Source organism: Nocardioides caeni (assembly GCF_004912195.1).
GTDB classification, from domain to species: Bacteria; Actinomycetota; Actinomycetes; order Propionibacteriales; family Nocardioidaceae; genus Nocardioides; species Nocardioides caeni.
Window position 1 is genome coordinate 40,301 of the sequence record NZ_STGW01000002.1, and the last position, 23,223, is coordinate 63,523.

Sequence of the window (23,223 nt, forward strand, 5' to 3'; positions counted from 1 at the left end):
TCGCCGAACTGGCCGTTGCGGATCGGCCTCCCGAGCTGCTCCTCCCACCAGTCGAGGTCCTCGCGCGCATAGGCGTAGATCGCCTGATCGGGCCCGCCGTGGTGCTGCGTGTCGCTGACCGTGTCGCCCTCGATGCCCAGCTCACCGACGCGGGCCGGTCCGGACACGTTGGTCTTGTCGATCGAGGTGCGGCCGATGCCGGCCCACTCCTTGACCTGCGGACGACCGGTGCTGATGGCGATGACGGTGGGCACGGTGGACACCGCCCGATTGTCGTGCATGGATCCCTGGCCCTGGGCCGCTTTGACCATCAGTCCTGGACCGCTTTGGCGATCGCGATGCAGGCGGTGACGTGGTCACGCTCGTCGGCGTCGAGTCGACGGCCGGCACGGACGGCGTCCTCGTGGGCCCAGTGCGCGTTGAGGATCGAGCGCACGACCACCCAGTCACGGGCCCGGTGCTCGTCGAAGCCGGCGCCGTCGAGGAGGGTGTGGAAGCGGCGCCGGATGCCGTCACGGACGGACCCGAAGGCACCAGGAGCGGTGTAGTCGTCGAAGCGATCGAGCAGCATCGGCTCGAGCTCGTAGTGCGGATCGCCGTTGGTGGGCTTCGGGTCGATCGCCAGCCACGTCGTCTCGCCGTCGCGGCGTCCCTGCAACACGTTGGCGTAGTGCAGGTCACCGTGGATCACCGACCGCGGCTCCTCCTGGCACAGGTCGCGTGCCAAGGAGAGCGTCTGGTCGACCAGGCGCCGCGGCACCGGGACCTCGTGGGCGTCGCGGCGCAGCGCCTCGGCCCACCGCTCGACGTACGACGCCTGGGGGCGCAGCTGCGGCAGCGGCGCCACGTGCAGGTCGGCGTAGAGCCCCGCGACCACCTCGCAGGCCTCCTGGTCCCACGCGTCGGTCAGGTCGACACGGTCGAGCCGTTCGAGCAGCAGCGCCCGACGGCCGGGGTCGGCACGCAGCAGCCGGACGGCGCCGCGACCGTGCCAGTGCTGGAGGGCGACGTGCTCGTGCTCGGACTCACCCTCGGGGAGGGCGATCTTGAGGACCGCCGGCGTGCCGTCGGCCGTGGTCACCGGCAGCGCCAGGGAGCAGAAGCCGTGCCAGGTCTCGGCTCCGGGCGCGAGGTCCCACTCGTCGAGCAGGTCGCGGGCCGACGCCGGAAGACGATCGAGCCAGGTCGCCCAGTCCGGGCCGAGACGACGACGCGCGTCGAGCTCGACGGGTACGACGACCGGCCGCACTACTTCTTCGGCTTGTCGCCGGCCGGGCCGGTGGTCGAGAGCGCGGCGACGAAGGCCTCCTGGGGCACCTCGACGCGGCCGACCATCTTCATCCGCTTCTTGCCTTCCTTCTGCTTCTCCAGCAGCTTGCGCTTGCGGCTGATGTCGCCGCCGTAGCACTTGGCGAGCACGTCCTTGCGGATGGCGCGGATGTTCTCCCGGGCGATCACCCGGGCGCCGATGGCGGCCTGGATGGGCACCTCGAACTGCTGGCGCGGGATGAGCTCCTTGAGCTTGGAGGCCATCATCACGCCGTAGGCGTAGGCGGCCTCCTTGTGCACGATCGCGGAGAATGCGTCGACGGGCTCGCCCTGGAGCAGGATGTCGACCTTGACCAGGTCGGCGGCCTGGTCGCCGGCGAACTCGTAGTTGAGCGAGGCATAGCCCTTGGTCTTGGACTTCAGCTGGTCGAAGAAGTCGAAGGCGATCTCACCCATCGGCAGGGTGTAGCGCATCTCGACGCGATCCTCGGAGAGGTAGTCCATGCCGAGCAGGTTGCCGCGCTTGTTCTGGCACAGCTCCATGATCGTGCCGATGTAGTCGCTCGGGCTGAGGATGGTCGCGTTGACGATCGGCTCACGGACCTCGGCGATCTTGCCGTCGGGGTATTCGCTCGGGTTGGTGACCGTCAGCTGGCTGCGGTCCTCCATGACGACCTCGTAGACCACGTTGGGGGCGGTCGAGATCAGGTCGAGGTTGAACTCGCGCTCGAGCCGCTCGCGGGTGATCTCCATGTGCAGCAGGCCGAGGAAGCCGCAGCGGAAGCCGAAGCCGAGCGCGCCGGAGGTCTCGGGCTCGTAGGTCAGCGAGGCGTCGTTGAGCTGCAGCTTCTCGAGGGCGTCACGCAGCTCGGGGTACTGGTCGCCGTCGATCGGGTAGAGCCCGGCGTAGACCATCGGGTTGGGGTGGTCGTAGCCGCCCAGCGGCTCGGAGGCGCCGTGGTGCTGGCTGGTCACCGTGTCGCCGACCCGCGACTGGCGCACGTCCTTCACGCCGGTGATCAGGTAGCCGGTCTCGCCCACGCCGAGCTCGCCGGCCTTCATCGGCTCGGGGCTGATGACGCCGACCTCGAGCATCTCGTGGACCGCGCCGCTCGACATCATCTTGATCCGGTCGCGGTGCGACAGCTTGCCGTCGACGACCCGGACATAGGTGACCACGCCGCGGTAGGTGTCATAGACGGAGTCGAAGATCAGGGCCCGCGCCGGAGCGTCCGCGTCACCGACGGGCGCCGGGGTCTGCTTGACGATCTCGTTGAGCAGCGCCGTCACGCCGACACCGGTCTTGGCCGACGTGAGCAGCACGTCCTCGGGCTCGCAGCCGACGAGGTTGGCCAGCTCGAGGGCGTACTTCTCGACGTTGGCGCTCGGCAGGTCGATCTTGTTGAGCACCGGGATGATGTGGAGGTCCGCACCCATCGCGAGGTAGAGGTTCGCGAGGGTCTGCGCCTCGATGCCCTGGGCCGCGTCGACCAGCAGGATCGCGGCCTCGCACGCCTGCAGCGACCGGGAGACCTCGTAGGTGAAGTCGACGTGCCCGGGGGTGTCGATCATGTTGAGGATGTAGGTGCCGGCCTCGGTCTCGTGCTCGGCAGCAGCCTCGTCGGTCACCGTCCACGGCATCCGGACGGCCTGGGACTTGATCGTGATGCCGCGCTCGCGCTCGATGTCCATCCGGTCGAGGTACTGCGCACGCGCCGCGCGCTCATCGACGACACCCGTCAGCTGCAGCATCCGGTCCGCGAGCGTCGACTTGCCGTGGTCGATGTGCGCGATGATGCAGAAGTTGCGGATGATCGCCGGGTCGGTGCGACCGGGCTGCGGGGCGGAGGCTGCGGGCATGGTGCGCCCATTCTCCCCAAAGGGCGCCCGGTTCGCTAAACCTCGTCCAACCCGCCGGGCCCCGGGGCGACGTCGTTCAGAGCACGTCGAGCAGGGCCACGGCCAGCTGCTCGCCGGTGTTCTCGTCAGGGACGCCCGTCACCCCGACCAGGTAGTCGCCGTCGACCGCCACGAACTGGCTGCCGCTCGGCTGCCAGTAGGCCTCCTCGCCGACACCGGGCACCGGCTCGAGGGCGTCCTCCCCGAAGTGGTCCCGGATGCCGTCGAGCGTCGCCTCCCAGTTGCCGGCGACCTCGACGGCGAGGATCAGGCCCGAGGCGAAGGTGCAGACCTTGCGCTGCGACGGGTCGACGGCCTGCAGCGAGCCCGCGCCGGGGTCGCTGCCGGACAGGCTCGCCAGCTCGTTCGCCGCGAGCAGCGTGCACGGGTCCGGGATCTCGCCGGTCGGGCCCTCGGCGGTGCCGTCGCCGGAGTCCTCGCTGGAGGCGCTGGAGGCGCTGGAGGCATCGGAAGCGCTCGGCTGGCCGTCCGGCTGATCGTCATCGTTGCCGCCACAGCCGGTGGCGACGAGGGCCAGGGCAACGATCGCGAGGGCGGGGCGACGGGAGCGGCGCGGACGCGGGAGGGCCATGGCCGGAGCCTAGGCCGTGTCTCCCATTCCTCGGCGGATGCCAGCGTCGCTCAGGTGGTGTGATCGCAAGGCGCCGGCGCGAAGCGAATACCGGGTTGTCTTTCGAGCGTCGGCAACGCCGCGAGCGCGCCAACTGGGCGGCGCTGACGCCGCCATGGGAATGGGAGACACGGCCTAGTGAGATCCATACCTGCCGGTGGGGAATCATGGCCGCGTGCCACTCCCCGTCCTGCCGCACGGCCGCACCGCCCGTCGCGTCGCGTGGTCCCACCTGCCACCGACGGTGCGCAGCGGGATCGAGCAGCGGATCGGCGCGCCCGTCGTCGACGCGATCTCGCAGGACGGTGGCTTCACCCCGGGCTTCGCCTCCGTGCTCGCCGCCGCCGATGGGACGCGGCACTTCGTCAAGGCGGCCGCCACGATCGCCCAGCGCCCGTTCGCCGAGTCCTATCGCGAGGAGGTCCGCAAGCTGCGCCTGCTGCCCGCGGCCGCGCCCGCGCCGCGGCTGCTGTGGGCCGACGAGATCGACGGCTGGTACGTCCTGTCGACCGAGTACGTCGACGCGCGGGCGCCGCACCGTCCCTGGACCGACGACGACCTCGCGGCCGCGTCCGCCGTGACCCTGCAGGTCGCCGACCTCTTCACCCCGGCTCCCCCGCTGGACTCGGCGGTGGACGAGTTCGCGGCGTGGCCGTCGTACTGGCAGCAGGTGGACCACCCGCGCGCCGCCGAGCTGCGGGCGCTCGCCGCGGGCTACGCCGAGGTGGTCGCCGGGGAAACGCTCGTGCACACCGACGTCCGTGACGACAACCTGCTCATCCGCCCCGACGGCTCCGCGCTGCTGTGCGACTGGAACTGGCCGGTCGCGGGCGCGAACTGGCTGGACTCCCTGATGCTCCTCATCGGTCCGCGCGGCGACGGGCTCGACGTCGAGGCACACATCACAGCGCATCCGCTGCTGTCCGTCGTGCCACCCGGGCACGTCGACGTGGCCCTGGCCCTCCTGCTCGGCTACTTCGCCCACCACGCCAACCAGGCGGTGCCGCCGTCCTCGCCCCATGTGCGGAGGGCCCAGGCCTGGCAGCGCGACGTGGTGGACGGCTGGCTCGCGGAGCGTCGTGGCTGGTGACGTCCGACGACGATTTGGGGCGCCGTTGCACCACTGTTAGCCTTGCTGGTCGCGTCTCCTGCGTTGTCGCCTGCCCTCCGGGCCGGGCCAGCAGGAGTCGTGCTCCGGACCAGACCAGCATCCACACGACACAAGAGGGCAATCACTCGTGGCGAACATCAAGAGCCAGATCAAGCGCAACAAGCAGAACGAGAAGGCGCACGAGCGCAACAAGGCCGTCAAGACCGGCCTGAAGACCGCGGTCCGCAAGTTCCGCGAGGCCGCCGAGGCCGGCGACAAGGACAACGCCGTCGCCCTGGCCCGCGAGGCCACCAAGAAGCTCGACAAGGCCGCCTCCAAGGGCGTCATCCACAAGAACCAGGCCGCGAACCGCAAGTCGTCGATCGCGAAGCAGGCTGCCTCTCTCTGAGCGCACACTCCGGTCCCGGAGCCAAGGGAGTCCCCGACGTCGGGGGCTCCCTTTTGTGTTGCCCTGCCGTCGCCGTCAGGACCGGCGCAGGGCGGTGACCGTCAGGACCAGCCGCTCGAGGGCGTAGGACGCGTCGCTCGCCGCCCCCTTGATGTCGGCGTCGGCCTGCGCGACCGCCCGGATCGCCCGGGCCAGGCCGGGCTCCGACCAGCCGCGCGCCTGCTCGCGCAGGCTGCGCAGCTTCCACGGCGGTACGCCGACCTCGCGGGCCAGGTCCGCGTCGCGCATCCCCCGCGGGGCGCTCACCAGGCGGGCCAGACCGCGGGCACTGCCCGCGAAGGCCGAGGTGATGAGCACCGCGGCGGTCCCGGAGTCGAGCGCCCACCGCAGCTCCTCGAGCGCGGCCCGGTCACGCCCGGCGAAGGCGGCGTCCGCGACGGCGAACGACTTGGCCTCCGCGCGACCGCCGAAGTAGCGGCGCACCTGGGACTCGGTGATCCGCTCGCCGGGGAAGTCGTTGGCCAGCTGGCTGGCGGCTCCGGCGAGCGAGCGGAGGTCGCGGCCGATCGCCTCCAGCAGCACGTCGGCGGCGTCCCGGTCGATGGTCGCGCCGTGGCGTCGTACCTCGTGGGCGACGAAGTTGGGGAAGTCCGACGGCTTGAGCTCCTCGGACTTGTGCTCGGTGACGGCAGGGAGCTTGCGCAGCTTGGTGAGCACGCCGCTGCCCTTCTGGCCGCCGCCGTGGACCAGGACGATGGTGACGTCCTCGACCGGTGCCGCGGCATAGGCCAACAGACCCTCGACCGACTCGTCCGGCAGGTTTTCGAGGTTGCGGACGACCACGCAACGCACCGCCGAGAAGAGCGAGGGCGCCGACATCTCGCCCAACGTGCCCTGGGTCAGGTCTGAGGCGGGCGTGTCGGTGAGCTCGGCCTCTCCGTCGTGCTCGCGGACCGCGGCGCGGACCTCGTCGACCGTCCGGGCTCCGAGGTATTCCTCCTTGCCGGTGACGAGGATGACCCGTCCGAGCACCTCCGCCGCGCGCATGCGAGAAGCCTGCCACAGCGCCCCGACCCCGCCGACGAGTGGACGGTCAGTGCCGGGTCACGAGGTCGAGCGCGCCCTCGGTCATCGTCACGGCGAGGTCGCCGCCGAGATCCGTGCGGCCGACCTCGGCGCCCGCGGCCTCGAGACCGTCGAGGACGCGGCCGGACGGGTGGCCGTAGTCGTTGTCGGCGCCGACGGTGACAAGGGCGACCTCGGCTCCCAGCGACGTCAGCCAGGCGAGATCCTGGTGGTCGCTGCCGTGGTGCGGGACCTTGAGGACGTCGACCTCGAGGTTCGGCAGCATGCGGGCGAGCTGGCCCTGGCCGGGTGGCTCGAGGTCCCCGGTCAGCAGGAGCCGGACCCCGGCGATCTGGGCCAGGAGCACGACACTCGCGTCGTTGGCCGACTCGCCGGTGCCGGACCCGGTCGTCGGCTCGACCGACCTCGGGTGCAGGACCTGCAGCGACAGCGCCCCGACCTGACGGGTCGATCCGCTGGGTGCGATCGCGACCGGGACCCCGCGCGCGGCGGCGACCTCCTGGACGTCCGCGGCCGCCTCCGGCGGGTCGAGCACGGCCGTGCTCTCGATCCCGGCGACCTGCCGACCGCGCAGCACTCCGTCGAGCCCCGCGACGTGGTCGGCGTGGAAGTGGGTCAGGACGAGCAGGGCGATCTGCTCGACGCCGAGGCGGTCCAGGCAGTCGTCGACCGCGTCCCGGTCCGGCCCGACGTCGACGACCACGGCGGTGTGGGCGAGTCCGGTGGCGAGGACGAGCGCGTCACCCTGACCCACGTCGCAGGCGACCACCAGCCAGCCGGCCGGCGGCCAGTCCGTCCAGGACTCCGGCCAGATCCGTCCCGGGACGCCGAGGACGACCAGCAGCGCGAGGACCGCCACGGGCACCGCCCATCGGGGTCGGCGCACCACGAGGTGGAGCACCGGAACCAGAGCCACGCAGATCACGATCAGGAGCGTGATCGCGACGGGACCGCTCCCCCAGGGGATCGCGGCGAGCGGGAGACCGGCACCGGTCTGGGCAACGGCGATGATCCATCCCACGCACCACCCGGCGACCGTCCCGACGAGGCGACCGAGCCCCTCGTCGAGCAGGCCCACCAGGCCCCCGAGCAGCCCGAGCACGGTGGCCGGCCCCACGAGGGGCCCGGCCAGCATGTTGGCGACGATCGCGATCAGGCTGACCTCGCTGGACAGCACGGCGACGACCGGCGTGCAGGCGAGCTGCGCGGCCGTCGGCACGGCGATCGCCTCGGCCAGCCCACGTGGCAGCCAGCGCCGCAGCCCGCTGGCCAGGGGCGGGCCCACCAGCACGATGCCGGAGGTGGCGAGGACCGACAGCACGAAGCCGGCCGAGACCGCCAGCCACGGATCGATCAGCACGAGGCCCACCACAGCGACCCCGAGGGCGCGCAGCCCACGCCGCCGCCCGTCGGTGCCGAAGGCGAACAAGCCGACAGTGCCCATCGCCGCGGCCCGCAGGACGCTGGGCTCGGTGCGAGCGAGCAGGATGAAGCCGACGATGCCGAGCGCGCCGACCAGCGTCAGCCAGCGCCGGCGCACCCCCAGCGACCGGGCGAGGAGGAGCAGCGCGCCGACGACCAGGGTCAGGTTGGTGCCGGAGACGGCGGTCAGGTGGGTCAGACCGGTCGTCCGGAAGTCGGCCTCGACCTCGGCGGGCAACCCGGCGTCGTCTCCGTCGACCAGTGCGGGGACCAGACCGGCCGGCGCCGGTGCCAGGTGCGCCGTCGACGCGCGGATCGACTCCCGCAGTGCCGCCGAGGCACGCCACCAGGGATCCGGGTCCCTCAGGTGGACCGGCGGCCCGGTGCCGCGCAGCAGTGCGGCGACATGACCGTCCTCGGGCTCCGCCAGCCGACCTTCGGCCACCACCAGCTCGCCCAGCGTCACCTCAGCCCAGTCGGGCTCGCCGATCAGCACCACCGTGCCACCGACCCGATGGCGCTCCCCACGCGCCGCCGCCTCCCGGACCCGCAGTCGGACGACGACCTGATCGGCCCACATGCCCTCGACGGCGCGAGGGTCGGAGACGACCGTCGCGACGATGTCGACGGTGGCGCCCTGCTCGGCCCAGCCGTGCAGCGGGCTGGCGGTCACTGCCTGCTCCCGCAGACCGACAGCCACGACGGCGGCTCCCGCGACGCAGAGCCCACCGAGAGCCAGCCGTCGCGCACCTTCCCAGGTCCGTGCGACAAGGGCGACAAGGGCGACGAGGGCGACGAGGCCGACCACGACGACGGCCACCGCGGTGGTCGCCAGGGCAGCCCAGCGCACGCCGAGGTGGATGGCGGCAGCAGCGGCGAGCCACCCGCAGAGACCGAGGACCGCGGCCCGGACGTCGTGCCGCCCGCTCATGGCACCCAGCTGCGCGCCACCGGGCGAGGGCCCGGGCGACGTGCCCTAGTGTGCCGTCGGTGAGTCGCTACACCGCACCGGAGCTCGCCCGCGGCGCCGCGGGCGCCCTCATCGGCATCGCCGTCGCCGGAGCCACGGCACGGGCCGTGCCCGGCGGGCCGGCGATGTTGCCGTTCATCGTGGCGCCGATGGGCGCCTGCGCCGTGCTGCTCTTCGCCGTGCCGGCCAGCCCGTTGGCGCAGCCGTGGCCCGTGCTCGGCGGCAACGGGATATCCACCGCCGTCGGACTCGCCGCACACGCGCTGGTCGACGACGTCCTGTTCGCCGCCGCGCTCGGGGTGGGGGTGGCCATCGGTGTGATGATGCTCCTGGGCTGCCTCCATCCCCCCGGCGGGGCGTGTGCGCTGCTCGCGGCGACTGCGACGCCGGTGATCGACGAGCAGGGCCCGCTCTTCGTGCTCACCCCCGTGCTGGTCAATGCCGCCGCCCTGCTGGTCGTGGCCATCGCCGTCAACAACCTCACCGGTCGCCGCTACCCCCACCGCCCACCCGCACCCGCACCCGCGGATGCTGCGGCCGCACTGGGCATCACGACCCCGGACGTCGAGAAGGCGATGAAGCGGCTCGCCGACCGCCTCGACGTGCTCCCCGCCGACGTCGTCGCGATCGTCCGCGACGCCGAGACCCACGCCCTCGACCGGCGGCTGGGGTCGATCCCCGTCGCCCGGATCATGAACCGCGAGGTGGCCGTCGTCCACCCCTTCGAGTCCATCTATCGGGCCCGCACGCTGCTCGTGCAACGCCAGGTCAAGACGCTGCCGGTCATCGGCGACGACCGGCGGGTGATCGGGGTCGTGTCGATCATCGACCTCTTCACCCGCGACATCGTCGAGCTCGAGGCGGTGGAGTCGATCATGCGCAGTGAGGTGACGACGATCCGCGAGGACACCCCGGTGGCCGAGCTGGTGTCGGCGATGACCTCGGAGGGCTACAAGAACGTGCCGGTCGTCGACGACGACGGCCGCCTGGTCGGCATGATCACCCGCGGCGAGTTGATCGCCGTCCTCCACCGGGCCCTGCTCGGCTCCTGACAGGTCCGGGGCCCCTGACCGGTCCGGGTCCCCGTAGGCCTGGTCGCGCCCGTCAGACGGTGACATGGGGCGCGATCGTCTCCAGGGTCTTCGCCCCGATGCCGTCGACCTCCAGCAACTCGTCGACGCTCGTGAAGCCGCCGTGCTCGTCGCGCCAGGCGACGATCGCGGCGGCCGTGACCGGCCCGACCTCCGGAAGTCCCTCGAGCTCGGCGACACCGGCCAGGTTGAGGTTGACCAGCGCCCCGACCGGACCGCCCGACGGCCCACCCGCCGGGCCGGCCGGAGCGCTCCCGGGCCCGGCGGCCGGGGCGCCGACGACGATCTGCTCTCCGTCCACCAGGATCCGGGCGAGGTTGACGCTGGTCAGGTCGACGCCGCGCCGCGCTCCGCCGGCAGCCTCGAGCGCGTCGGTCACGCGCGCACCCTCGTCCAGGACGACGATGCCGGGCCGGCGGACCTTCCCGGCGACATCGACGGTGACCGTCTCACCCCCGCCCGCCGCGTCGTCCGGCATCGAGGCGTCGGCTGCCAGCGGCTCGAGGGGTTCGAGCGGCTCCCCCGACCCGGCAGCGATCTCGGCCGGGCCCGATGACGTCTCGGCCCGGTCGCGCACCACCCACCAGGTCGTGACGGCGAGCGCCATCGCGACCGCCAGCGCCACGACGGTCACGTGACCCGGGCGCAACACCGGGAGTCGCTCGGCGAGGCTCCGGCCTGTCAACGGACCCAGCACCGCCCGTCGCGCCGCATGACGCCCGGGTCGCGGAAGCACAACGGGCTCCGGACCGTCCACCGGCGGGGGCGCGACCTGCTCGGCCTGCGGACCCGCCCGTCCGACGGCCACCCGGGTGTGGTCACGCCACCACGGATCGGGCGCCGGATCCGGCTGAGCGGCCGTGGCGGCCGTGGCGGTCGTGGCGGCCGGCACGGTCCCCCCTGCGCCCTGGGCGATCTGCGCCAGGCGGCGGGCCGCCTGGTCGGGCGCGGCACGCTCCTGGCCGCCCGCTCCTCGTCGTGGATGCATGCCGCCACCGTGACACCGTCACGCCGGCGACAGCGGTGGAGCCGACAGCACCTGTGCAGACCCGTTGTCCGACCGCCGGCCTGTGGACGGCACCCGGCAGGCTCAGGGAGCGGTGGGCACGGTGGGAGCCGACAGCGGCGCCACGCAGATCGCGAGCATCCCCGGCCCGACGTGCGCGCCGAGCACGCCACCCAGCTCCACGCAACGCACCGCCGGCTCCTCTGCGGCAACGACGGCCGATCCGGCAAGCCGCTCCCCGAACGCTTCGGTCAACCGCTCCGCCATCGCAGCGGCCCGGTCCGGAGCCGTCAGGTGGGCGACGCACACCTCGACCGCACCGTCTCCCGACGCCTCCATCGCGAGCGCCTCGAGTCGGGCGATCGCCTTCGCTGCCGTCCGCACCTTGGCCTGCGGAGCCACGACGCCGTCGACGATGCCGAGCAGGGGCTTCACGGCCAGGGCGCCCCCGAAGACGGCGGCCGCCGCCCCGACCCGACCACCGCGGCGAAGGTACTCGAGCGTGTCGACGTAGAACAGCGACGTGGACGCCGCCGCCCGAGCCCGGGCTGCCTCGGCCGCAGCGGCCGTGTCGCCGCCTTGCGCGAGCACGGCGAGGGCCGACTCGACGGCATAGCCGCCCGCCACGCCGACCTGCCGCGTGTCGACGCAGGTGACCGGCACTCCCGCGTCGCGGGAGGCCACCAGCGCCGACTCGTAGGTGCCGCTCATCTCGGCCGACAGGTGCACCGAGAGGATCTCGGTCACCCCGTCGGCCGCCAGTCGCTCATAGAGCTCGGCGAACACCGCCGGAGCAGGGCGCGACGTGCTGACGGCACGCTTGCCCTTCAGCGCCGCCGCCACCTGGTCGGGCGTCGCCTCCGGCGCGCCCTCGTCGAAGACCTCGTCATCGATCACCACCTGGAGGGGCACCACCACGACGTCCGCCAGCGCCTCGACCTCCGGACGCAGCAGCGCTGTCGAGTCGGTGACGAGGGCGACCCTCCTGACCGCAGCCATGGCTACCGTCCGCCCTCGAGCTCACCTGGTTTCGAGGCCACTCGCTCGTCCCTCGCTCGCGGCACCTCAACCACCGATGACCACGTTGACGAGCTTGGGCGCCCGCACGATGACCTTGCGGACGTCGCGTCCGTCGATCGCCTTGACGACGCCCGGGTCGGCGAGCGCCAGCGCCTCGAGGTCAGCCTCGGAGATGTCCGGCGCGACCTCGAGCCGGGCCCGGACCTTGCCCTGGATCTGCACGACGGCCGTGACCGAGTCCTCGACCAGCAGCGCCGGGTCCACCGTCGGCCACGCCGCCTGGGCGACCGACGGCTGGTGACCGAGACGCTCCCACATCTCCTCGGCGGTGTAGGGCGCCACGAGGGACAGCAGGATCGCGACCGCCTCGGCCGCCTCCCGCACGGCGGGATCGGCGGCACCGCAGCCGGAGTCGATCGCCTTGCGGGTGGCGTTGACCAGCTCCATGGTGCGCGCCACGACCACGTTGAAGCGGTAGGACTCGAGCAGCTGGGCGGCGTCGTGGATCGTCTTGTGGGTGACCTTGCGCAGCGCCGTGTCGCCGGCGGCCGCGTCGTCGCCCGCGGCCGAGGCCACGTCGCCGGCCAGGCGCCAGGCCCGCTGCAGGAACTTCGAGGCGCCCGACGGCGAGACGTCGGCCCAGTCGATGTTGTCCTCCGGCGGGCTCGCGAAGACCAGGGTCAGCCGGACCGCGTCGACGCCGAACTTCTCCAGCTGCTCACCCAGGTTGACCCCGTTGCCCAGCGACTTGCTCATCTTGCGGCCACCGTTGATGACCTTGCCCTGCGAGAGGTACGCCGAGAACGGCTCGTCCCAGTCGATGAGCCCCAGGTCCCGCAGCACCTTGGTGAAGAAGCGGGCGTAGAGCAGGTGGAGCACGGCGTGCTCGTCGCCGCCGATGTAGAGGTCGATCGGCCCCCACGCCTTGGCGAGCGCGGGGTCGAACGCCTGGGTGGCGTCGTTGGGCGAGAGGTAGCGGAAGAAGTACCACGACGAGTCGACGAAGGTGTCCATCGTGTCGGTGTCGCGCTCGGCCGGGCCGCCGCACGACGGGCAGGCGACCTCGACCCACTCGCGGGCCCCGCCGAGCGGCGAGGTGCCCTTGGGCTTCAGGTCGGCGCCGCGGAGCTCGGGCAGCTCGACGGGGAGCTGGTCCCCGGGCACGGGCACCTCGCCGCAGGCGGCGCAGTGGATGATCGGGATCGGCGCACCCCAGTAGCGCTGGCGCGACAGCAGCCAGTCACGCAGCCGGAAGTTGACCGTGCCGGTGCCGGTGCCATCGGCCTCGAGGAGCTCGATCACCCGGTGGATGCCCTCGGCCTTGTCGGTCAGGCCGTCGAGCGGTCCGGAGCTGACGTAGGTGCCGTTGCCGGAGGTCGCGACGCCCGTCTCCTCCGGGTTCTCGTCGCCGGTGTCGACCACCCGCCGCACGGGCAGGTCCATCGCCCGGGCGAAGTCGAGGTCACGCTGGTCATGGGCGGGCACCGCCATGATCGCACCGGTGCCGTAGTCGGCCAGCACGTAGTCCGAGGCCCAGATGGGGAGCCGCTCGCCGTTGACCGGGTTGACGGCGTACGTCCCGAGGAAGACACCGGACTTGGGCCGGTCGGTGGCGAGACGGTCGATGTCTGAGGCCTTGCGCACCTCGACGAGGTAGTCCTCCAGGGCCTGGGCCTGCTCGGTGGTGACCAGCTCGCCAGCGAGCTTCGCGTCGGCGGCGACGACCATGAAGGTCGCTCCCCACAGCGTGTCGGGCCGCGTCGTGAAGACGGTGATCGGATCGTGGCCCTCGACCGCGAAGCTGACGTGCGCACCCTCGCTGCGGCCGATCCAGTTGCGCTGGGCGTTGACGACCTTGCCGATCCAGGAGTCCTGCAGGTCGTCGAGGCAGTCGTGCAGCTCCTGGGCGTAGTGCGTGGTCCGGAAGTACCACTGCGTCAGCTCGCGCTTGGTGACCTCGGCCCCGCAGCGCTCGCACGTGCCGTCGGCCAGCACCTGCTCGTTGGCGAGCACGGTCTGGTCGTTGGGGCACCAGTTGACGGGCGAGTTCTTGCGGTAGGCCAGCCCCTGCTCGCGGAACTTCAGGAAGAGCCACTGCGTCCAGCGGTAGTACTCGGGGTCCGAGGTGTGGAGCCGTCGGGACCAGTCGAAGCTGACGCCGTAGCGCCGCATCGACTCGAACTGGGTCTCGATGTTGGCGTAGGTGTAGGTCGCCGGGTGCTCGTCGTTGCGGATGGCGGCGTTCTCGGCCGGCAGGCCGAAGGAGTCCCAGCCCATCGGGTTGAGGACGTCGTGGCCCCGGAAGCGCCAGTAGCGCGCCAGCACGTCGTGGATGGCGAAGACCTCGGCGTGACCCATGTGCAGGTCGCCGCTCGGGTAGGGGAACATCGTGAGGGCGTAACGCTTCTCCCGCTCCCCCGAGAGCGCGGCGGCGTCGTCGGCGCGGAACGCGTCGAGCCGCTCCCAGACCGGCAGCCACTTCTCCTCGACCGCGTGGACGTCGTAGTGGGCGTCAGTTTCACTCACGGCCAGATGATAGTTGCCGCCGATGAGCGCTCAGGCGGTGGCCTCGCCCGTCTGCACGGCCCACAGCGCCGCATAGGAGCCGCGCTGCGCGACCAGCTCGTCATGGGTCCCGGCCTCGATGACCCGTCCGGCGTCCAGCACCCAGATCCGGTGGGGGTGGCGCACCGTCGACAGGCGGTGGGCGACGACGAGGGTCGTGCACCGCTCCCCCGCCCGCCGCAGCGAGGACTGGATCGCCGCCTCGGTCTCGTTGTCGACCGCGCTGGTCGCCTCGTCGAGCACCAGGAGGGCCGGATCCCGCAGCAGGGCGCGGGCCAGCGCGATCCGCTGGCGCTGACCGCCGGACAGCGTGACGCCGCGCTCCCCGACCCATGTCCCGTAGCCCTCCGGCAGGCTCGCTACGAAGTCGGCGATCGCCGCCGCCTCGGCGGCCGCCTCGATGTCGGCCTGCGACGCGTCGGGACGGCCGTAGGCGATGTTGTCGGCGATCGAGCCCGAGAAGAGGTAGATGTCCTGGGCGACGTATCCGACAGACCCACGGAGCGAGTCCCAGTCGAGCTCGCGGACGTCGGTGCCGTCGAGCAGCACCTCGCCGGAGCGTGGGTCGTCGAAGCGCAGCACCAGCCGCAGCAGGCTGGACTTGCCGGCACCGGTGCTGCCGACGATCGCGTGGGTCTCACCGGCGGGGATGACCATGTCGATCCCGTGGAGTACGTCGGGCCCGTCGGCGTAACCCGCCCGGACTCCGCGCAGCTCGACCCGGCCACCGACCGGCTTGTCGAGCCGGGCCGTCCCTGCCGGCACCGCGACCGGCACCGCGAGGAGGGCGAGGATGCGGACGGTCGAGGCGCGACCGCGCTGGTAGAGGTCGAGGACCTCGGCGACGTCCGTGAGCGGCCAGAGCAGTCGCTGGGTCATGAAGACCAGCACCGAGTAGAGACCGAGCTCGAGGTCACCGTCGAGCGTCTGCCACCCGCCGAGGAGCAGTGTGCAGGTGAAGCCCGCGAGGATCGCCATGCGGACCAGCGGGACGAACGCGGCCGAGGAGCGGATGGCGGTCAGGTTGGCCTGCCGATAGGCGATCGAGAAGCCGGCGATGCGGTCCCGCTCGCGATCCTCGGCCGTGAACGACTTGATGGTCGCGATGCCGGAGAGGTTGGCACTCAGCGCACCGGACAGGTCGGCGACCCGCTCGCGGACGTCGTCGTAGAGCGGCTCGAGGCGACGCTGGAACACCAACGATCCGATCACGATCAGCGGGATCGGCAGGAAGGCATAGAGCGTCAGCTGCCACGACGCGACCGCGAAGACCGCCCCCACGAGGACGACGTTGAGGACGGTCTGGAGGATCGCGGGGAAGCCGACATCGAGGAGCCGCTCGAGCTGGTTGACGTCGTCGTTGAGCGTCGCCAGCGTGGTGCCCTGGGGCCGGGTCTCGTGCCACCCGAGATCGAGGTGCTGGGCGTGGTCGTAGGCCTCGACCCGCAGGTCGTGCTCGATGCCCTGTGCCAGTCCGCGCCACAGCACGCCGGCGGCGTACTCCGACGCGGACTCGATGATCCACACCACCACGTTGATCGCGGCCAGCCAGCCGAGCTGGGCATAGCGTGACTCGACGCCGAGCACGTCGCCGATGAAGGAGTCGGAGCCTCGCACCACGACGTCGACGGCGGCGCCGATGAGCAGCTCCGGCACGACGTCGGCGACCTTGTTGAGCGTCGACATCGCCACGGCGAGGACGAACCGCCCGCGATAGCGGCGGTGCCGCTCCCAGAGCGCGCGGAGGGGACGGGTGGTGGGGTCGGCGGACAACCGGGCTCCTCCAGACGAACGGAAACTAAGGCAACCCTATGTCTCGCGGGTCCCCCGACCCGCGACGCCCCCCTGAGAGATCGCGATCTCTTATCCAAGCGAGCGTTCGGAATCTGGCTTGCCTCCGCTACGGTGCCTCCATGACTGCCACGGACTCCCGCGACCTGTTCGACCTGTTCCGCCTCGACGGCAAGGTCGCCGTCGTCACGGGCGCCAGCTCGGGCCTCGGCGTCGACTTCGCGCGCGCCCTGGCCGAGGCGGGCGCCGACGTCGCCATCGGGGCGCGCCGGGTCGAGCGACTCACCGAAGCCGCCGCGCTCATCGAGGGCGCGGGCCGTCGCTCGCTGAGCGTCGCCACCGATGTCGCCGACCCCGCCTCCTGCCAGGCGCTGGTCGACGCGGCCGTCGCCGAGTTCGGTCGGGTCGACATCCTCATCAACAACGCCGGGGTCGGGACCGCCGTACCGTCGACGCGGGAGACGCCGGAGCAGTTCCGCGACGTCATCGACATCAACCTCAACGGCAGCTACTGGATGGCCCAGGCCTGCGGCCGGATCATGCAACCGGGCTCGAGCATCATCAACATCTCCTCGGTCCTCGGGATCACGACCGCCGGTCTCCCCCAGGCCGCGTACGCCGCATCGAAGGCCGGCGTCATCGGCCTGACCCGCGACCTCGCCCAGCAGTGGACCGGCCGCAAGGGCATCCGCGTCAACGCGATCGCTCCCGGCTTCTTCACCTCCGAGATGACGGACAGCTACCCGCCGGGCTACCTCGAGCAGCAGCAGGACCGCATCCCCGCGGGCCGCAAGGGCGACCCGCGGGAGCTCGCGGCCACCGCCGTCTTCCTCGCCTCCGACGCGGCCGGCTACATCACCGGCCAGACCCTCGCCGTCGACGGCGGCATGACGATCGCGTGAGGCCACCTCAGGTGGTCGAGGAGCCGCCGAGGAACGAGGCGGCGTCACGAGACCCCGGTGCGCACCTGCGTGAGGTGGCCCCGGGCATCTCGTGACGCTCGCTGGCGCTCGCGCCTCGATGACCTGGTGACGACCTCAGCGGTCGCGGTAGGCGACGACCACCGAGGGGCGCGGGAAGTCGTCGGTGTGCGGCCAGGTGCTGGCCGGCTCCTCGAACGTCGCGCCGGCGATCTCACCGGGGTGCTGGACGGCGACGAAGAGCGACCGGTCGCGGTCGGCGATGAGCGGGCCGCACGCCTCGGCGCCCTTCGGCACGGTGCAGAACTGCTGCACCTGCCCCCGGTTCGCGCCGGCGACGGGCACCCGGAAGACCCCGTCGTTGCTCCCGAGCACGTTGCCGTCGGTCGAGATCCAGAGGTTGCCGAGGCTGTCGAACGCCACGTTGTCCGGGCAGCTGATCGGGCTCACCTTCGACTTGTCGAAACCGCCGAAGTAGCTCTCGGGCGCCTCGGGGTCACCGCACACCAGGAACAGGTCCCAGGTGAAGGTCCGCGCCGTGTGGTCCCGGCCGGTCGGGGTCATCTCGAGCACGTAGCCGTTGCGGTTGCCGCTGGCCGGGGTCAGCGGCGCGGCGAGGTTGGCCCGCACCATCGACGACGAGAGCGGGTTGGCCTCGTCAACGGCCATCGACCCGCCCCGGTTGGAGTTGTTGGTCAACGCGGCATAGACCTTGCCGTTGACCGGGTTCGGCTCGACGTCCTCCGGGCGGTCCATCTTGGTCGGCGCGACCTTGTCCGCGGCCAGCCGGGTGAAGAGCAGTACGTCGGCCACGGACATGCCGTCGACGAACGAGCGCTTGTCCGAGCACAGCGGGATCCACTCGCCCGTGCCGTCGTGGACGTCGTCCTCGAGACCGTCGCCGGTGAGGCGGGCGACGTAGAGCGTGCCCTCGGTGAGGAGCGTCTTGTTGTGCCGGCGAGCAGCCGCACCCTTGCGGTCGCTGAAGCGCTTGGCCGAGACGAACCGGTAGAGGTAGTCACCGCGCTCGTCGTCGCCCATGTAGGCGACGACCTTGCCGTTGCGGGCGACGGTGACGTTGGCGCCCTCGTGCTTGAAGCGGCCGAGCATCGTGTGCTTGACCGGGGTCGAGCGCGGCTCGAGCGGGTCGACCTCGACGACCCAGCCGAACCGGTGCGGCTCGTTGGGCTCCACGGACAGGTCGAAGCGCGGGTCGACCGTCCCCCAGCCGCGGGTGCCGGTGCCGGTGATCCCGTAGCGGGCGTAGGAGTCGGCGAGCTCGGCGGGAAACTCCGAGGCGCCCTTGTCGAAGTACTGGTTGAAGTTCTCCTCGCCCGAGAGCACCGTGCCCCATGGCGTCATGCCGCCGGCGCAGTTGTTGAGCGTGCCAAGCACGACACGGCCGGTCGGGTCGGCCGTCGTCTTCAGACGGTCATCGCCCGCGGCCGGACCCGTCACCTTGAACCGGGTGCGGATGTGGATGCGCCTGTTCTGCGGCGCCTTCTTGAGCTCCTGGCGCCGCCAGGAGCCCGGCGTGCTCGCCCGGGTGAGCCGGACGATCGACATGCCGTGGTTGACCATCGAGATCCGCTTGATCTCGTCGTCGGTGTAGACCCCGGCCGGGAACATCAGGTTCTCGTCGGTGTAGTCGTGGTTGACGACCAGCAGTGCCGCGTCGGCGCCGAGCGGCACGAAGCCGACGTAGTCGCAGTTGTAGCCGAACTGCTTCTCGGCGGCGGCAACACTCTGCCGGTAGGGGTCGAAGCGCGGCGCGCCCGAGACGACCGCGTCGCCCCAGCGCATCACGACCCGGTGGCCGAAGCCCGTGGCCGTGGTGAAGGCGTCCCGCTTGTTCGGCACCACCGGACGGAAGGGCGCCGTGCCCAGGACGCCCTTGCGGCGCAGGTCGCCGGCGAGCGGAGCGGCGGCGGCCTCCCCGGTCAGCACGCTGCCCACCACGAGGGCACCGGCTCCGGCCGCGCCACCCGCGAGAACGCCCCGACGCCCGACCGCCCGGGTGATCTCGTCGCGGATGTGAGCGTGGTCGGTCGGGTTGGGCTCGGGCTTGTCACAGGCGTTGCCGCAGCGGAAGAAGCAGGTGAGGTAGGAGCGCGAACCGTGCCGGTTGCCGTCCGGGACGACGGACAGGAGCGGGCGGTTGTCGGGGGCCACAGAGGTCATGGCCGCAGCCGACCAGTGGCCGGTGAACCGCCACCGTCGACGAGGTGGACCGCCGGTGAAGCGCGGGCGGAGCCTCGTCTACGTGGAGGGCTCAGCGAGGATCAGGCCGGCACGTCGGTGATGTCGGCGTACTCCGGGTGCTTGGCGATCCACTTCGCCACGTAGGGGCAGTGCGGGATGATCCGCTTGCCCTCGGCCCGGACGTCGGCCAGGGCGAAGGCGACGAGCTCGCCGGCGATGCCGCGGCCGCCGTAGGACTCGTCGACCTCGGTGTGCACGAAGTCGACGTGGACGTCGTCGGGCAGCCGGTATTGCGTGAACCCGATGACCGCATCGTCCTTGTCGCGGTCACGCACCTCATAGCGGTTGAGGTCCGGGGCGTGGACGTAGGTGATGCTCTCGGTCGAGGTCTCGTCGCTCATGACATCCATCGTGCCGACCGGCGACAAAAAAGCAACGGAGGCCGCCCCGGTCGGGACGGCCTCCCTTTGCTGGCTGACGCTGGAGGTCAGGCCAGGTCGAACCGGTCGAGCTCCATGACCTTGACCCACGCCGCGACGAAGTCGCGCGCGAACCGGTCCTTCGCGTCGTCGCTCGCATAGACCTCGGCGAGCGCCCGCAGCTGCGAGTTGGAGCCGAAGATCAGGTCGGCGCCCGTGGCGGTCCAGCGGACCTCACCGGTGGCAGCGTCGCGGATCTCGTAGACGTGCTCGTCGCTCTCCGACGCCTTCACGACCGCGCCCGGGGCGAGCAGGTTGGTGAAGAAGTCGGTCGACAGCACGCCGGCGCGCTCGGTCAGTACGCCGTGTGCGCTGCCACCCACGTTGGTGCCGAGGGTCCGCAGACCGCCGAGGAGCACGGTCATCTCGGGCGCAGTGAGGTCGAGCATGTAGGCACGGTCGAGCAGGAGCGTCTCCAGCGGCAGCTTCTCGCCGGGGCGGACGTAGCTGCGGAAGCCGTCGGCGCGGGGCTCGAGGACCTCGAACGACTCGGCGTCGGTCTGCTCCTCGGTTGCGTCCGTGCGGCCGGGCGTGAACGGCACGGTGACGTCGAAGCCACCGTCCTTCGCGGCCTTCTCCACCGCCGCGGAGCCGGCGAGGACGATCAGGTCGGCCAGCGAGATCCTCTTGTCCCCCTCGGCGTCGAACGCGGCCTTGATCTCCTCGAGCTTGCCGAGGACGGTCGCGAGCTGCTCGGGCTGGTTGACCTCCCAGTCCTTCTGGGGCGCGAGGCGGATGCGCGCACCGTTGGCGCCGCCGCGCTTGTCGGTGGAGCGGAACGACGCCGCCGAGGCCCAGGCGGTCGAGACGAGCTCGGCCACCGTGAGACCGGAGTCGAGCACCCTCGCCTTGAGAGCCGCCACGTCAGCGTCGTCGACCAGCGGGTGGTCGACGGCCGGCACCGGGTCCTGCCACAGCTGCGCCTCGGGCACCCACGGGCCGAGGTAGCGGTCGACCGGACCCATGTCACGGTGGAGCAGCTTGTACCAGGCCTTGGCGAAGGCCAGCGCGAACTCGTCGGGGTTCTCGAGGAACCGGCGCGAGATCTTCTCGTACGCCGGGTCGAAGCGCAGCGCGAGGTCGCTGGTCAGCATCGTGGGCAGCTTGTTGGGGCCGCCGTGGGCGTCGGGGATGATCGCCTCGGCGTCCTTGGCGACCCACTGCTTCGCTCCGGCCGGGCTCTCGGTGAGCTCCCACTCATGGCCGAAGAGGATCTCGAAGAAGCGGTTGCTCCACTGCGTCGGCTTGTCGGTCCAGGTGACCTCGAGGCCGGACGTGATCGCGTCCCCGCCCTTGCCGGTGCCGTGCGTCGACAGCCAGCCGAAGCCCTGCGCCTCGAGCGGAGCCGCCTCCGGCTCGGGGCCGACGTGGTCGGCCGGGCCGGCGCCGTGGGTCTTGCCGAAGGTGTGACCACCGGCGATGAGGGCAACGGTCTCCTCGTCGTTCATCGCCATCCGGCCGAAGGTGTCGCGGATGTCGCGCGCCGAGGCCAGCGGGTCGGGGTTGCCGTTGGGGCCCTCGGGGTTGACGTAGATCAGGCCCATCTGGACCGCGCCGAGCGGGTTGGAGAGATCGCGCTCACCGCTGTAGCGCTCGTCGCCCAGCCAGGTGTCCTCGGTGCCCCAGTTGATCTCCTCGGGCTCCCACACGTCGGCGCGGCCGAAGGCGAAGCCGAAGGTCTTGAATCCCATCGACTCCAGCGCGACGTTGCCGGCGAGCACGAGCAGGTCGGCCCACGAGATGCTCTGGCCGTACTTCTGCTTGACGGGCCACAGCAGGCGACGGGCCTTGTCGAGGTTGCCGTTGTCCGGCCAGCTGTTGAGCGGCGCGAAGCGCTGGGCGCCGTCGCCGGCGCCACCGCGACCGTCATAGATGCGGTAGGTGCCCGCGGCGTGCCAGCTGAGGCGGATCATCAGGCCGCCGTAGTGGCCGAAGTCGGCGGGCCACCAGTCCTGAGAGGTCGTCAGCACCTCGGTGACGTCGCGCTTGAGCGCCTCGACGTCGAGCTTCGCGAACTCCTCCTTGTAGGAGAAGGCCTCGCCCAGCGGATTGCCCGCCGGCGAGTGGGCGTGCAGCACCGACAGGTCGAGCGCGTTGGGCCACCAGTCCTGGATGGTGCGGGGACGGGGGGTCTTCGGCGTCGGCGAGGACAGCGCAGGGTTCTCGCTCTCGCTGCCGTCATGGGCGACGGGGCAGCCAGCCTGGTTCTCGGACATGCTCAACCTTTCGGGGGTGATCGGTCAGGTGCGGACGGAACATTCGGAGCAGGTGCCCCAATAGATGACCTCGGCCTCGTCGACGACGAAGCCGCGGGAGTCTGATGCGGTGAGGCAGGGCGTGTGACCGACAGCGCAGTCGACGTCGGCGATCGAGCCGCAGGACCGGCACACCACGTGGTGGTGGTTGTCGCCGGTGCGCGTCTCGTAGCGGGCCACGGATCCGGCCGGCTTGATGCTGCGCACCAGACCGGCTGTGGTCAGCGTGTGCAGCGAGTCGTAGACGGCCTGGTGGGAGACCTCGGGCAGGATGCCACGTGCCACAGCGATCACCGTCTCGGTGTCGGCGTGGGGGTGGGCGTGGACGGCTTCGAGGACGGCGAGCCGGGGCCGCGTCACCCGCAGCGCGACGTCGCGCAACTGCTGGGAGAAGTCGGGGTTGCTCACGACGCCCATCTTGCCATCTTTCTTGAACTAGTCAAGAAACGGCGCGCCGAGGCCCCCGACCGACCTCGCGGGCGGGCGCGAGGTGCGACGCCACTACGGTCCTCCCATGGCACACCAGATGCGGGTCCGCCGCACCCTCGCCCGCAGCCTCCTGCGCCTGACCCGCTGGCGCTTGGTCGGCGAGGTCCCACCCTCGGGCGGCATCTTGGTCGGCGCTCCGCACACCTCGCAGTGGGACTGGCTGGTGATGTTGATGATCGCCTGGGCCAACGGCGCGCGTCCGCGCGTGCTCATCGCCGCCCACTACTTCGACGGCATGCTCGGCCCGGTGCTGCGACGCACCGGCGGCGTGCCGCTCGACCGTTCGAGCCCGGGGGCCACCATTCGCGCACTGCTCCAGGCAGCCGCAGCGGACCCGAGCTTCCAGCTGGTGATCGCCGCCGAGGGCACCCGGAGCAAGGGCGAGTTCTGGAAGGCGGGCTTCTACCGGATCTCCCAGCAGACGAAGCTCCCCATCACGTTGGGCTTCGTCGACGGCCCCACCCGCACACTGGGCATGGGCCCGACCTTCCATCCCAGCGGCGATGTCGTGGCCGACATGGACCTCGTGCGAGCCTTCTACGCCGACAAGCACGGCATCCGCCCGGAGAACCGCACCGAGCCTCGACTGCGCGAGGAGGAGACCGGGCTGCCCCCGGTGGACTGACTCG

General features: G+C 71.5%; 19 protein-coding genes. 5 read left to right on the forward strand and 14 right to left on the reverse strand.

Annotated elements, in window-relative coordinates:
* From E9934_RS03950 to E9934_RS03965, 4 genes are all read right to left on the reverse strand, one after another.
* A partial coding sequence (locus tag E9934_RS03950; RefSeq protein WP_158294918.1) for an MOSC domain-containing protein occupies positions 1–263 on the reverse strand: 263 nt, incomplete at its 3' end.
* A gap of 47 nt (positions 264–310) precedes the next feature.
* A complete protein-coding gene (locus tag E9934_RS03955) occupies positions 311–1,249 on the reverse strand; it encodes an aminoglycoside phosphotransferase family protein (RefSeq protein ID WP_136561581.1) in 939 nt (312 codons plus the stop codon).
* Entirely contained in the window at positions 1,249–3,129 is a 1,881-nt protein-coding gene (lepA, locus tag E9934_RS03960; RefSeq protein ID WP_136561582.1) for a translation elongation factor 4, read from the reverse strand. Before lepA ends, E9934_RS03955 begins: the two co-directional genes overlap by 1 nt.
* A gap of 76 nt (positions 3,130–3,205) precedes the next feature.
* Positions 3,206–3,760 (reverse strand): DUF3558 family protein, encoded by a 555-nt coding sequence (locus E9934_RS03965; protein ID WP_136561583.1) that lies wholly within the window; start codon positions 3,758–3,760, stop codon positions 3,206–3,208.
* A gap of 214 nt (positions 3,761–3,974) precedes the next feature.
* Here E9934_RS03965 and E9934_RS03970 point away from each other — a divergent pair, with 214 nt between their 5' ends.
* The gene (locus E9934_RS03970; RefSeq protein ID WP_136561584.1) at positions 3,975–4,889 is read left to right on the forward strand and encodes a phosphotransferase family protein; all 915 of its coding nucleotides are present in this window, start codon (positions 3,975–3,977) and stop codon (positions 4,887–4,889) included.
* Positions 4,890–5,037: 148 nt separating this feature from the next.
* The gene (gene rpsT / locus E9934_RS03975; RefSeq protein ID WP_136561585.1) at positions 5,038–5,298 is read left to right on the forward strand and encodes a 30S ribosomal protein S20; all 261 of its coding nucleotides are present in this window, start codon (positions 5,038–5,040) and stop codon (positions 5,296–5,298) included.
* Positions 5,299–5,373: 75 nt separating this feature from the next.
* On the opposite strand, the gene holA is transcribed toward rpsT, so the two are convergent.
* Both holA and E9934_RS03985 read right to left on the reverse strand, forming a co-directional pair.
* Positions 5,374–6,345, reverse strand: a complete 972-nt coding sequence (holA, locus tag E9934_RS03980; RefSeq protein ID WP_136561586.1) for a DNA polymerase III subunit delta — start codon at positions 6,343–6,345, stop codon at positions 5,374–5,376.
* Positions 6,346–6,391: 46 nt separating this feature from the next.
* Complete coding sequence (locus E9934_RS03985) at positions 6,392–8,737, reverse strand: ComEC/Rec2 family competence protein (protein ID WP_136561587.1); 2,346 nt, start codon at positions 8,735–8,737, stop codon at positions 6,392–6,394.
* Positions 8,738–8,796: 59 nt separating this feature from the next.
* Here E9934_RS03985 and E9934_RS03990 point away from each other — a divergent pair, with 59 nt between their 5' ends.
* On the forward strand, positions 8,797–9,828 hold the full coding sequence (locus tag E9934_RS03990) for an HPP family protein (RefSeq protein WP_136561588.1): 1,032 nt from the start codon (positions 8,797–8,799) through the stop codon (positions 9,826–9,828).
* Between the two features lie 52 nt (positions 9,829–9,880).
* On the opposite strand, the gene E9934_RS19990 is transcribed toward E9934_RS03990, so the two are convergent.
* From E9934_RS19990 to E9934_RS04010, 4 genes are all read right to left on the reverse strand, one after another.
* A complete protein-coding gene (locus tag E9934_RS19990) occupies positions 9,881–10,855 on the reverse strand; it encodes a helix-hairpin-helix domain-containing protein (RefSeq protein WP_202977185.1) in 975 nt (324 codons plus the stop codon).
* A 102-nt stretch (positions 10,856–10,957) separates the two neighbouring features.
* Positions 10,958–11,872, reverse strand: coding sequence for a DegV family protein (locus E9934_RS04000; RefSeq protein ID WP_136561589.1), 915 nt, complete (start codon positions 11,870–11,872; stop codon positions 10,958–10,960).
* A gap of 66 nt (positions 11,873–11,938) precedes the next feature.
* On the reverse strand, positions 11,939–14,419 hold the full coding sequence (leuS, locus tag E9934_RS04005) for a leucine--tRNA ligase (RefSeq protein WP_420872929.1): 2,481 nt from the start codon (positions 14,417–14,419) through the stop codon (positions 11,939–11,941).
* 30 nt (positions 14,420–14,449) lie between these two features.
* Positions 14,450–16,231: an ABC transporter ATP-binding protein gene (locus E9934_RS04010; RefSeq protein WP_238694749.1), complete on the reverse strand. Its 1,782-nt coding sequence runs from the start codon at positions 16,229–16,231 to the stop codon at positions 14,450–14,452.
* A 140-nt stretch (positions 16,232–16,371) separates the two neighbouring features.
* Between E9934_RS04010 and E9934_RS04015 the strand changes: the two genes are divergently transcribed.
* On the forward strand, positions 16,372–17,151 hold the full coding sequence (locus tag E9934_RS04015) for an SDR family NAD(P)-dependent oxidoreductase (protein WP_136561591.1): 780 nt from the start codon (positions 16,372–16,374) through the stop codon (positions 17,149–17,151).
* A gap of 135 nt (positions 17,152–17,286) precedes the next feature.
* On the opposite strand, the gene E9934_RS04020 is transcribed toward E9934_RS04015, so the two are convergent.
* The 4 genes from E9934_RS04020 to E9934_RS04035 all read right to left on the reverse strand — a co-directional run bounded on the left by E9934_RS04020 (position 17,287) and on the right by E9934_RS04035 (position 22,513).
* A complete protein-coding gene (locus E9934_RS04020; RefSeq protein WP_136561592.1) occupies positions 17,287–19,350 on the reverse strand; it encodes a PhoX family protein in 2,064 nt (687 codons plus the stop codon).
* Between the two features lie 101 nt (positions 19,351–19,451).
* A complete protein-coding gene (locus E9934_RS04025; RefSeq protein WP_136561593.1) occupies positions 19,452–19,772 on the reverse strand; it encodes a GNAT family N-acetyltransferase in 321 nt (106 codons plus the stop codon).
* A gap of 86 nt (positions 19,773–19,858) precedes the next feature.
* Positions 19,859–22,066 (reverse strand): catalase/peroxidase HPI, encoded by a 2,208-nt coding sequence (katG, locus tag E9934_RS04030; RefSeq protein WP_136561594.1) that lies wholly within the window; start codon positions 22,064–22,066, stop codon positions 19,859–19,861.
* Positions 22,067–22,090: 24 nt separating this feature from the next.
* Positions 22,091–22,513: a Fur family transcriptional regulator gene (locus E9934_RS04035; protein ID WP_275106610.1), complete on the reverse strand. Its 423-nt coding sequence runs from the start codon at positions 22,511–22,513 to the stop codon at positions 22,091–22,093.
* Positions 22,514–22,619: 106 nt separating this feature from the next.
* On the opposite strand from E9934_RS04035, the gene E9934_RS04040 reads away from it, so the two are divergent.
* The gene (locus E9934_RS04040; RefSeq protein WP_202977187.1) at positions 22,620–23,219 is read left to right on the forward strand and encodes a 1-acyl-sn-glycerol-3-phosphate acyltransferase; all 600 of its coding nucleotides are present in this window, start codon (positions 22,620–22,622) and stop codon (positions 23,217–23,219) included.
* The last annotated feature ends 4 nt before the right edge of the window (positions 23,220–23,223 follow it).